This window comes from Streptomyces sp. NPDC018964, from assembly GCF_044390325.1.
In the GTDB taxonomy this organism is placed as follows: domain Bacteria; phylum Actinomycetota; class Actinomycetes; order Streptomycetales; family Streptomycetaceae; genus Streptomyces.
Genome location: NZ_JBIRYZ010000002.1, coordinates 457862 through 469245 on the forward strand (window position 1 = coordinate 457862; position 11384 = coordinate 469245).

Below are 11384 nucleotides of genomic sequence, written 5' to 3' on the forward strand. Positions count from 1 at the left end.
GGGGGGGGGGGGGGGCCCCCCCCCCCCGGGGGGGGGGGGGGCGTGGGGGGGGTGGTGGGGGGGGGGGGGGGGGGGGGGGGCGGGGGGGCGCGGCGCCCCCCCCCCCCCCCCCACGACCGGATTCGCCCCACGGCGGATAGACCCACCTCACGGCGGATAGACGGACCTCATGGCGGACACCAAGCGTGAGATCGAGCGAAAGTACGAAACCGACGACGGCGGGCTGCCCGACCTGACCCGCGTCCCCGGCGTGGCGACCGTCCTCGACAAGGGCGTCACCCACCTCGACGCCACCTACCACGACACCGCCGACGAACGCCTCGCCGCCTCCTCCGTCACCCTGCGCCGCCGCACCGGCGGCTCCGACGCCGGCTGGCACCTGAAGTTCCCCGTCGCCCCCGGAGCGCGCGACGAGATCCGCGCCCCGCTCTCCGACACCCTCCCGGACGAACTCGCCGCCCTCGTCCGCTCCCGCGTCCGCGACCACGCACTGCTGCCCGTCGTCCGGCTCCGCTCCGACCGCGACGTACGCCACCTGGTCGACGCCGACGGCCGGCTGCTCGCCGAGGTCAGCGTCGACACCGTCCACGCCGAACGCCTCACCGGCGACGGCGGCACCGCCCGGTGGACCGAGATCGAGGTCGAACTCGCCGACGACGGCGACCCCGCCTTCCTCGACAAGGTGGAGAAACGCCTGCGCAAGGCCGGCGTACGCCCTTCGGCCTCGGCCTCGAAACTGGCCAGAGCACTGGCCGCCACGGCACCGGACGGCACCACGGCCGCGACGGCCACGCGCACACCCGCCACGGCACCCGAGGCCGCCCCGAAGCGGAAGCACAGGTCACGGCCGGCCGGGAAACCCGTCACCGCCGGCGACCACGTCCTCGCCTACGTCCGCGCCCAGCGCGACGCCCTGGTCGATCTCGACCCCGCCGTGCGCCAGGACGTCCCCGACTCCGTGCACCGCATGAGAGTCGCCACCCGCCGCCTGCGCAGCACCTTCCGCACCTTCCGCACCGTCCTCGACCGCGAGGCGACCGACCCCCTCGGCGACGACCTGAAGTGGCTCGCCGCCGAGCTGGGCCTGGACCGCGACCAGGAGGTGCTCGCCGAACGCCTCCGCTCCTCCCTCGCCGGCCTGCCCGGCACCCTCGTCACCGGCCCCGTCGGCCACCGGCTCACCAGCTGGGCCGAGGCCCGCCACGCCGGAGCCCACGGCCGCCTCACCGGCATCCTCGACTCCCGCCGCCACCTCACCCTCCTCGACACCCTGGACGCCCTGCTCACCGACCCGCCCCTGCGCAAGAAGGCCGGAGCCGCACCGGAGAAGGTCCTCACCAAGGCCGTGCGCAAGGACCTCGACAAGCTCACCGGCCTCGTCACCCGCGCCCTGGACCTCCCGCCCGGCACCGACCGCGACGTCGCCCTGCACGAGGCCCGCAAGAAGACCAAGCGCGCCCGCTACGCCGCCGAGGCCGCCGCCCCCGCACTCGGCGGGCCGGCGAACGACCTCGTCAAGGCCATGAAGTCGCTCCAGGGCCTGCTCGGCGACCACCAGGACAGCGTCATGGCCCGCCGGACCCTCCGCGAGCTCGCCGCCGTCGCCCACGCGGCCGGCGAGAGCGCCTTCACCTACGGCGTCCTCCACGCCCACGAGGAACACCGCGCGCAGCGCGCCGAGGCCGCCCTCCCCGAAGCCTGGACCTCCATCACCGAGGACCTCCGGCCCTGGACAACGTAGGGAGTACCCCTCCGGCCGCGTTACGCTGAATGGTCACCCCACTCAGCACACAAAGGTTCGCGAGATGCCTGCCGAAGCCGCCGAGTCTGTGTTCCCGCAGCTCGAAGCTCTGCTCCCGCATGTGCAGAAGCCGATCCAGTACGTCGGCGGAGAGCTCAACTCCACGGTCAAGCCGTGGGAGAGCTGCGACGTCCGCTGGGCGCTCATGTACCCCGACGCCTACGAGGTCGGACTGCCCAACCAGGGCGTCATGATCCTCTACGAGGTCCTCAACGAACAGGACGGCGTCCTCGCCGAGCGCACCTACAGCGTCTGGCCGGACCTCGAGGCGCTGATGCGGGAACACGACGTCCCCCAGTTCACCGTCGACAGCCACCGCCCGGTGAAGGCCTTCGACGTGTTCGGCCTGAGCTTCTCCACCGAGCTCGGCTACACCAACATGCTCACCGCCCTCGACCTGGCCGGCATTCCCCTGGAGGCCAGGGACCGGACGCTGGACGACCCGATCGTCATGGCCGGCGGCCACGCCGCCTTCAACCCCGAGCCGATCGCCGACTTCATCGACTGCGCGGTCATCGGCGACGGCGAGCAGGCCGTCCTGGAGGTCACGCGGATCATCCGCGCCTGGAAGGAGGAGGGCCGCCCCGGCGGCCGCGAGGAACTCCTCCTCCGCCTGGCGAAGACCGGCGGGGTGTACGTCCCCGGCTTCTACGACGTCGAGTACCTCCCCGACGGCCGCATCGCCCGCGTCGTACCGAACCGGTCGGGCGTCCCGTGGCGCGTCTCCAAGCACACGGTCATGGACCTTGACGAGTGGCCCTACCCCAAGCAGCCCCTCGTCCCGCTCGCCGAGACCGTCCACGAGCGCATGTCCGTGGAGATCTTCCGCGGCTGCACCCGAGGCTGCCGCTTCTGCCAGGCCGGCATGATCACCCGCCCGGTCCGCGAGCGTTCGATCACCGGCATCGGCGAGATGGTCGACAAGGGCCTGAAGGCGACCGGCTTCGAGGAGGTCGGCCTGCTGTCGCTGTCGAGCGCCGACCACTCGGAGATCGGCGACATCGCCAAGGGTCTCGCCGACCGCTACGAGGAGGACAAGGTAGGCCTCTCCCTCCCCTCCACCCGCGTCGACGCCTTCAACATCGACCTGGCGAACGAGCTGACCCGCAACGGCCGCCGCTCCGGCCTCACCTTCGCCCCCGAGGGCGGCTCGGAGCGCATCCGCAAGGTCATCAACAAGATGGTCTCCGAGGACGACCTCATCCGGACCGTCGCCACCGCCTACGGCAACGGCTGGCGCCAGGTGAAGCTGTACTTCATGTGCGGCCTGCCCACCGAGACCGACGACGACGTCCTCCAGATCGCCGACATGGCCACCCGCGTGATCGCCAAGGGCCGCGAGGTCTCCGGCTCCAACGACATCCGCTGCACGGTCTCCATCGGCGGCTTCGTGCCCAAGCCGCACACCCCCTTCCAGTGGGCCCCGCAGCTCTCCGCCGAGCAGACGGACGAGCGCCTGGCCAAGCTCCGCGACAAGATCCGCGGCGACAAGAAGTACGGCCGTTCGATCGGCTTCCGCTACCACGACGGCAAGCCCGGCATCGTCGAGGGCCTGCTCTCGCGCGGCGACCGCCGCATCGGCGCGGTCATCCGCGCGGTCTACGACGACGGCGGCCGCTTCGACGGCTGGCGCGAGCACTTCTCGTACGACCGATGGATGAACTGCGCCGACAAGGCGCTGGCCCCCTTCGGCGTCGACGTCGACTGGTACACCACCCGCGAGCGCACTTACGAGGAGGTCCTCCCCTGGGACCACCTCGACTCCGGCCTCGACAAGGACTGGCTCTGGGAGGACTGGCAGGACGCCCTCGACGAGACGGAGGTCGAGGACTGCCGCTGGACCCCGTGCTTCGACTGCGGCGTGTGCCCGCAGATGGACACGTCCATCCAGATCGGACCGACGGGCAAGAAACTGCTGCCGCTGACGGTCAAGAACGCCGCGCCGGCGCCGAGCGGTCACGCCCACTGACATGAGCGGGGCGCCCGGGCGGCGCGGAGCGGCCCCCGCCGTCGGCGGGGGCCGTTGAGAGGGTCCTTCGCCGTCGGCGGTCCGATGTGCCGCCGGCGGTGAAGGGGCTCACGGTGTGTGCTGTCCGGAGCGCCGGGTGGACGGCGTGTCACGCCGGTAGGGGTGGGGCGGGGTCCGGAAACGTTCCTGTTTGCCGGGATCGGTGAGTGGTGCGGGGTGGTCCATGGTGGACTGCAGCCGGTGGCGGGGCGAGGTGCGGCGGGGCGGGCGGGTGAGGGTGATCTGGCGGACGAGTTGCTGGAAACAGGCCAGGGCGGCCACGCCCGGGAGGGCCGCGGCGGCGGTGTCGGTGATCGTCCGGGGGGCCTGGGCCACGCAGAGCATGATGGCGACGGACGAGAAGAGCAGGACGACGAACCACGAGTGCAGGGCGCGCCGTTGGTGCAGTGCCGCGCGGAGGATGGACAACGAGCCCGCCAGCCAGGGGCCGTAGACCAGTACGGGCCACCAGGCCGAGGAACTTCCCTTGCTGTGGGCCGTGGTGACGAGGAGGAGGGGTTCGTAGGTGACGACGCCGCTGAAGACGCTCACCATCGACACGGTGACCGCCGCCAGGGCGGCGATGGCGTAACTGGCGAGGCGCAGTGCGTCGGGACGCCTGCGTGGGGGTTTGCGCGGAGGCCTGCGGTGGCCGCGCGGTGCCGCGCGCAGGGGTGGCAGTTCGGCTGTGATCTCCTGCAGGTTGTCCAGGGGGCTGCCGGCCGGGGGAGTGGTGGCCGAGGCCTCCTCGCGGGGCTGCGGCATGGCGGCCCCGGAGGGTTCCTCGCCGCGGGCTTCCTGGAGGAGGTAGGCGAGTTCCTCGGCCGGGTCCCAGTGCGGTACGGGCGGTTCCATGGGCTCCGCGTAGACGAGAGGGTCGTAGCGTTCGTCATTCATGTCAGCCGGCCTCGCCGATCCAGCGGCCGGCGCGGTCGGATTTCCACGAATTCCCCCCGTCGGACTTGATGAGCCCTGACATGCTTGCCTTCGTCATATAGCGACTAACGGCATCCGTTTCGCTTGGATGCGTGGCGAATGAGTGAACGGCCGTAGGGAAAATCGCTTTACATAAGTCGCGGAATTCTTATGTCCGATCGGTGTTCAGCATATGAAGTGGACAGCATGATGAGCGTGGGATCCGGGCGGGCCGCGCCTGCGTCTCCGTAGGCATGGATCTCGAGAAGCTGGCCCGGCCGCCGGCCGCCGCGCCCGCGGGTGAGGGGTGTCTCGTCGTGGCGATCCGCGTTCCCGTGCGGATCGTGGTGCTGGTGCTGGTCGTGCCGGTGCGGATGGTGTGGGACGCGCTGGTCGTCGCCGGGCGGTTCCTGAACGACACGCTGCTGCGGCCGCTCGGGCGGGCGCTGCTGTGGGTGGGGCGAGCGGTGTTCGTGTGGCCGTTGGTGGGGCTGTGGCGGTACGTCCTCGTGCCGTTCGGCAAGGGGCTGGCGTGGCTCGGGAAGGTGCTGGTGGTCCTTCCGGCCGTCGCGTTCCACCGCCATGTGCTGACTCCCTTCGGTCATGGGGTCGTGTGGCTGTACGCGCGCGTGCTGACGTCGCTCGGTCATGTGCTCGCCGCGATCGGGGCCGGGGTGTGGGCGGGTGCGGTGTGGCTGGGGCGGTGTCTCGTCGTCGTGCCCTCGGCGTGGCTGTACCGGTGGGTCCTGGCGCCGGCGGGGCGGGCGGTCGCCTGGTGCGCGCAGGGGCTGGTACGGCTGGTGGCGACGGTCGTCACCGGGATCGGCACGGGGCTGTACTGGATCACCCGGATCCTGCTGGTGCTGCCCGCGCTCGCGGTGTGGCGCCGGGTGCTGGTGCCCGTCGGCCGTGTGCTCGCGGTCGTCGCGCGGGAGTTCGGGGACGCCCTGGGGCATGCCTGGCGCGTCGCCGGGTACATCTCGCTCGCCGTCGGACGGTTCCTCGCAGCGGTCTTCCGGTGGGTGTTCGTGGAGCCGGTGCGGTGGGTGTACCGGAATGTGCTGACCCCGGTGGGGTACGTGGTGCGCGACGCGGTGCTGCGGCCTCTCGGGGGCGCCGCCCGCGCGGTGGGCCGGGCCGGCCGGCAGGCCCTTGACGCCGCCCGCTCGTCGGTACGGCGGACACGCGCCGACCTCCGGCGGGCGCTGTTCGGCGAACCGGCCGGTGCGGGCGGGAAACCGCAGCTCACGCACCGGCGGGAACCCATCGGCCCGGAGACACGTACTCTTGGTGGCAGTAAAACCGCTCTCACGAAGGACTGAACGACACTGGGCAAGCGACAGCCCGAAGGCCCGCCGCCCGCACCCGCGGTGCAGCGCATTCGACTGCGCTACACCAAGCGCGGCCGCCTCCGGTTCACCAGCCACCGTGACTTCCAGCGCGCCTTCGAGCGTGCGCTGCGCCGCGCCGAGGTGCCGATGGCGTACTCGGCGGGGTTCACACCGCACCCGAAGGTGTCGTACGCCAATGCCGCACCCACCGGCACGGGCAGTGAGGCGGAGTACCTGGAGATCGCGCTCACCGAGCCGCGTGACCCGGAGCGGCTCCGGGGCCTGCTCGACGAGTCGATGCCCGCCGGGCTCGACATCATCGAGGCGGTCGAGGCCCGCACCTCGGGACTCGCCGACCGGCTGACGGCTTCCGTGTGGGAGCTGCGGCTGGACGGAGTCGGCCCGGAGGAGGCCCGCCGCGCGGTGGACGCCTTCAACGCGGCCGGGACCGTCGAGGTCCAGCGCCGGACCAAGAACGGCGTCCGCACCTTCGACGCCCGCTCCGCGGTGGTCGGGCTGGAGGCCGCGGAAACCGACTTGTCACCGGCTGATAGGCCGACCGGCCGGCCCTGTGCGATACTGCGGCTGGTTGTTCGGCACGTGACGCCTGCCGTACGACCCGACGACGTCCTGTCCGGTCTCCGCGCCGTGGCCGACCTGGCGCCGCCGGTCCCCGCAGCGGTGACCAGGCTGGCGCAGGGGCTGCTCGATGAAGAGACCGGCACGGTGACCGACCCGCTCGCGCCCGACCGCGAGGCAGCAGCGACCGAGCCGCAACCGGCCGGCGCCACTGCCACCGCGACGGCGTCGGCGTAAGGAAGGTCCCGCGAAGGGACGGACGTCGTAAGCGCCGCCCTCGAACTCGGGAGCCACCTGGGTCGGGCAGCGCACCGACCAGAAGACTTTCGCCAGGCCGTACGCATTCGGCGTACGGAACCGGCGAGACAGGACACAGAGTGCTCCCGTGCGGCGCCCGCGCCCCGGACGGCGGCGATCGCGCACCGCGCGAGCCGCGGACGTCACCGGCATCGCCGGACCAGGCGCGGCGCCCGGGGGCCTGACGGGAGAAACGCCCGCATGCTCGAACCGATCGAGCCCGTGAAGGGCTCCGAACTGAACACCCCCAGCGACACCCTGCCGCCGAGGCGGCGGCGCCGTGCCGCCTCCCGCCCGGCGGGTCCGCCCGCCGGGGCGGCCGACACGACGGCCGAGGCCGTCACGCCGGCCGCACAGGCCCCCGAGCCCGATGAGCCCGTGGAGCAGGAAGGCGCCGAGGCCGAGGCGGAGAAGGAGGCCGAGCCCGTCGAGGCTCCGGTCGCCGCGCCCCGGCGTCGCCGTGTCGTCCGCCGGGCGGTCGCGCCGGCCGGGGCACCGGAGTCGGCGGAGGCCGCGGAGACCGTCGTACCGGCGGCGCCCGCCGCGTCCGGGGCCGCTCCGGCTCCCGAGCGGCCCGCCGTCGCCGCGGACACGACCGAGGAGGCGGCCCCGCGCCGCACCCGGCGTCGCGCGACCCGGAGCGTGACCTCGCCGACGGTGAGCGCCGGAACCCAGGAGGCCGCCGCCGAAGCCCCGGAGGCCGCCCCCGAGGTCGCGGGAACCACCACCGAGGAGGCGGCCCCGCGCCGCACCCGGCGTCGGGCCACGCGCAGCGTGACCTCCCCGGAGGCGTCCACCGAGACCGCCGGGACCGACGAGGCCACCGAGATCGCCGAGGCACCCCAGGCCGCCGGGACGGCGGAGCCCGCCGCCGGCACGGCCGAGGAGGCCGCTCCGCGCCGTACCCGGCGTCGCGCCACACGCCGTGCCGAGGCGCCCGCCGCCGAGGCGGCCCCGGTGACCGGGACCCCTGAGCCCGTACAGGCCTCTGAGCCGGTGCAGGCCTCCGAGCCCGTACAGGCCCCTGAGGCCGTGCAGCCCCCCGAGCCCGTACGTACCCCCGAGCCCGTGGCCGACGAGGCCGCTCCGCGGCGCCGGCGCCGGGTGGTCCGCAAGGCCGCCGCCGGCTTCGCCGAGCCCGCCGGGTCCGGTGAGGCGGAGACGGCACCGCGACGCCCCGCGCGTCCGGCCGTCGCCGTGTTCCAGCCGCCGGTGTTCACCGAGCCCCGCTTCCAGACCCCGGAGCGGGCCGCCGCCGAAGCGGCCGCCGAGGCCGCCGAACCGGTGGCGGAGCCGGAGCGGACCGAGGAGTTCCCGGAGGAGCAGCCCGCCGCCTCCCGCCGCCGTCGCCGGCGCCGGGGCGCGGACGAGGAGCCCGAGACCGCTCCCGTGACCCACGCCGAAGACGAGGCGGAGGAGGCCGAGGAGCAGCCCGAGGACCAGGCCGAGGCCGACGACCAGGACGACAGCGAGGCCGCCGGTTCACGCCGTCGCCGTCGCCGTGGCGGACGTCGCCGCCGGCGCGGCGACCTGGCCGAGACCGACGCCGAGGGCGGCGAGCCCGCGGAGGCCGACGCCGAGCGGGTCTCCGCCGAGCAGGCCGCCCAGGACGCCGAGGACACCGCCGAGCAGATCGAGGAGGACGCCGAGGACGACGCCGAGCCTGCCGAGGGCCGGGAGGACTCCGGGTCCACCAGCAGCCGGCGCCGCCGTCGGCGTCGTCGTCGCGCCGGTGACGGCGGCGGTGAGCCCGAGGCGGCCACCGACGACCCCGAGCGCACCGTCGTCAAGGTCCGCGAGCCCCGCCCGAAGGCCGAGCCGTCGGACGAGGTGCAGTCCATCAAGGGCTCCACGCGTCTGGAGGCGAAGAAGCAGCGCCGCCGCGAGGGCCGCGAGCAGGGCCGCCGCCGGGTGCCGATCATCACCGAGGCCGAGTTCCTGGCCCGCCGCGAGGCCGTCGAGCGCGTCATGGTGGTGCGCCAGCACGGCGACCGTACGCAGATCGGCGTCCTGGAGGACGGCGTGCTCGTCGAGCACTACGTCAACAAGGAGCAGGCGACCTCGTACGTCGGCAACGTCTACCTCGGCAAGGTGCAGAACGTGCTGCCGTCGATGGAGGCCGCCTTCATCGACATCGGCAAGGGCCGCAACGCCGTGCTGTACGCCGGCGAGGTCAACTTCGAGGCGCTCGGCATGTCGGGCGGTCCGCGCCGCATCGAGTCCGCGCTGAAGTCCGGCCAGTCGGTCCTGGTGCAGGTCACCAAGGACCCGATCGGCCACAAGGGCGCCCGCCTCACCAGCCAGGTCTCCCTCCCGGGCCGCTACCTCGTGTACGTCCCCGAGGGCTCGATGACCGGCATCAGCCGCAAGCTGCCCGACACCGAGCGGGCCCGGCTGAAGACCATCCTCAAGAAGGTCGTCCCCGAGGACGCGGGCGTCATCGTGCGCACCGCCGCCGAGGGCGCGAGCGAGGACGAGCTGCGCCGGGACGTCGAGCGGCTGCAGGCGCAGTGGGAGGAGATCAAGAAGAAGTCCAAGAACGGCGCCGGCAGCGCGCCGACGCTGCTGTACGGCGAGCCGGACATGACCGTCCGGGTCGTGCGGGACATCTTCAACGAGGACTTCTCCAAGGTCGTCGTCAGCGGTGACGACGCCTGGGAGACCATCCACGGGTACGTGTCGCACGTGGCGCCGGACCTGGCCGGGCGGCTGTCCAGGTGGACCAGCGAGGTCGACGTCTTCGCCACGTACCGGATCGACGAGCAGCTCGCCAAGGCGCTGGACCGCAAGGTGTGGCTGCCCAGCGGCGGTTCGCTGGTGATCGACCGGACCGAGGCGATGGTCGTCGTCGACGTCAACACCGGCAAGTTCACCGGCCAGGGCGGCAACCTCGAGGAGACGGTCACCAGGAACAACCTGGAGGCGGCCGAGGAGATCGTGCGCCAGCTGCGGCTGCGCGACCTCGGCGGCATCATCGTCATCGACTTCATCGACATGGTGCTGGAGTCCAACCGGGACCTGGTGCTGCGGCGCCTGCTGGAGTGCCTGGGCCGGGACCGTACGAAGCACCAGGTCGCCGAGGTGACCTCGCTGGGCCTGGTGCAGATGACCCGCAAGCGGGTCGGCCAGGGCCTGCTGGAGTCGTTCTCGGAGACCTGCGTCCACTGCAACGGGCGCGGTGTCATCGTGCACCTGGACCAGCCCGCCGTCGCCGGCGGTGGTGGCGGCAAGCGCCGGAAGCGGGCGCGGGCCGGCGCGGCGGACCAGCCGCACGAGCACGAGCACGAGGTGATCGTGGGCGTGGAGACGGCCGAGGAGGAGGCGGAGACGGAGACGGCGGCCGAGGTCGCCGCGGAGGCCGCCGAGCCGGTCGCGCTCCCCGCACCCGAGTTCGTCCCCGACGAGGAGCTGTACAGCAGCGCCGCCGAGGCGGAGGCCGCGGCCACCCGTGGGCGTACGCGCCGCCGGGCGAGCCGGCGGGTGTCGGCCCCGGCGGGCGCGCCGAAGCGGTCGGCCAGGGCCGAGCGGCGCAAGGCCGAGGAGGCCGAGGCCGAGGTCGAGGCCCCGACGGCGCAGGACGTGACGGTCGCCGAGGAGATCGCGCGTCCGGTGCGGCCGGAGCCGGCCGCCGAGGCGCTGGCCGAGCCCGCGGCCGTCGAGGACGCGGTGGTCCCCGAGCCGGAGGCCGAGGTGCCGGAGACCGGGGCGTCGGAGACCGAGGCCCGGGAGACCGGGGCTCCGGTCGCCGAGGAGGCCGCGCCCAAGGGGCGTACACGTCGCCGGGCCACCCGCAAGGTGTCCGCGCCGGCCGGTTCCCCGGCGGGAGCGGAGGTCGCGGTGGTGACGGTCACGGAGCCCGCGGCCCCGGTGGCCGAGGCGCCCGAGCCGAAGCCCGCGGAGGTTCCGTCCGAGGCGCCCGCCGGTGAGTCCGCCGAGGCGCAGGCCCCGGCCCGTCCGCGCCGCCGCGCGGTGCGCAAGCCGAGCACGCCGACCGCGTCCGAGGAGACGGCCGTCGTGGTCGTCCCGTCGGCGGCGACGGAGGCGGCGCCCGCCGAGACGCCTGTCGAGGAGCCCGCCGAGGCGCCCGTCGGAGAAGCCGAGGCCGAGGCCGCACCGGCCAAGAAGACCGCCCGCAAGGCGGTCAAGAAGGCCACGGCGAAGAAGGCCGCCACCAAGACGGCCGCCACGAAGAAGACCGCGGCCAAGAAGACAGCGGCCGAGAAGACGGCGGCCAAGAAGACGACGGCCAAGAAGGCGGCGGCGAAGACCACCAAGTCGACCGCCACCAAGTCGACCGCCGCCAAGACGACCGCGAAGAAGACGGCGTCGAAGAAGACCGCGGCGGCGGCCCAGCAGCCGTCGTCGGTGACCGCCTCGACGGAGGACTGACCTCCGGAGCGTTCGGTGAACGTGATCCGCCCCCGGTTCCACCGGGGGCGGATCATTCTTTTCC

6 protein-coding genes are annotated in these 11384 nt (G+C 73.5%); 5 read left to right on the top strand and 1 reads right to left on the bottom strand.

Translation table 11 applies throughout. The features are described 5' to 3' along the window. Positions 1 to 169: 169 nt before the first annotated feature. Together ACH5AO_RS04795 and ACH5AO_RS04800 are read left to right on the top strand one after the other, a co-directional pair. The gene (locus ACH5AO_RS04795; RefSeq protein ID WP_398921768.1) at positions 170 to 1741 is read left to right on the top strand and encodes a CHAD domain-containing protein; all 1572 of its coding nucleotides are present in this window, start codon (positions 170 to 172) and stop codon (positions 1739 to 1741) included. Positions 1742 to 1805: 64 nt separating this feature from the next. Next, positions 1806 to 3770 carry a TIGR03960 family B12-binding radical SAM protein gene (locus ACH5AO_RS04800; protein ID WP_398921770.1) on the top strand — a complete coding sequence of 655 codons (1965 nt, stop codon included), beginning with the start codon at positions 1806 to 1808 and terminating at the stop codon, positions 3768 to 3770. Positions 3771 to 3878: 108 nt separating this feature from the next. On the opposite strand, the gene ACH5AO_RS04805 is transcribed toward ACH5AO_RS04800, so the two are convergent. Next, entirely contained in the window at positions 3879 to 4706 is an 828-nt protein-coding gene (locus ACH5AO_RS04805) for a DUF2637 domain-containing protein (RefSeq protein ID WP_398921773.1), read from the bottom strand. Positions 4707 to 4978: 272 nt separating this feature from the next. Between ACH5AO_RS04805 and ACH5AO_RS04810 the strand changes: the two genes are divergently transcribed. The 3 genes from ACH5AO_RS04810 to ACH5AO_RS04820 all read left to right on the top strand — a co-directional run bounded on the left by ACH5AO_RS04810 (position 4979) and on the right by ACH5AO_RS04820 (position 11320). After that, positions 4979 to 6046: a hypothetical protein gene (locus ACH5AO_RS04810; protein WP_398921774.1), complete on the top strand. Its 1068-nt coding sequence runs from the start codon at positions 4979 to 4981 to the stop codon at positions 6044 to 6046. Positions 6047 to 6094: 48 nt separating this feature from the next. After that, positions 6095 to 6871, top strand: coding sequence for a TIGR03936 family radical SAM-associated protein (locus ACH5AO_RS04815; protein ID WP_398921775.1), 777 nt, complete (start codon positions 6095 to 6097; stop codon positions 6869 to 6871). A gap of 261 nt (positions 6872 to 7132) precedes the next feature. Further along, complete coding sequence (locus ACH5AO_RS04820) at positions 7133 to 11320, top strand: Rne/Rng family ribonuclease (protein WP_398921777.1); 4188 nt, start codon at positions 7133 to 7135, stop codon at positions 11318 to 11320. Positions 11321 to 11384: the final 64 nt, after the last annotated feature.

Coding starts and splice junctions, on each gene's coding strand:
- ACH5AO_RS04795 (WP_398921768.1), top strand. CDS start 170: ATGGCGGACACCAAGCGTGAGATCGAGCGAAAGTACGAAACCGACGAC.
- ACH5AO_RS04800 (WP_398921770.1), top strand. CDS start 1,806: ATGCCTGCCGAAGCCGCCGAGTCTGTGTTCCCGCAGCTCGAAGCTCTG.
- ACH5AO_RS04805 (WP_398921773.1), bottom strand. CDS start 4,706: ATGAATGACGAACGCTACGACCCTCTCGTCTACGCGGAGCCCATGGAA.
- ACH5AO_RS04810 (WP_398921774.1), top strand. CDS start 4,979: ATGGATCTCGAGAAGCTGGCCCGGCCGCCGGCCGCCGCGCCCGCGGGT.
- ACH5AO_RS04820 (WP_398921777.1), top strand. CDS start 7,133: ATGCTCGAACCGATCGAGCCCGTGAAGGGCTCCGAACTGAACACCCCC.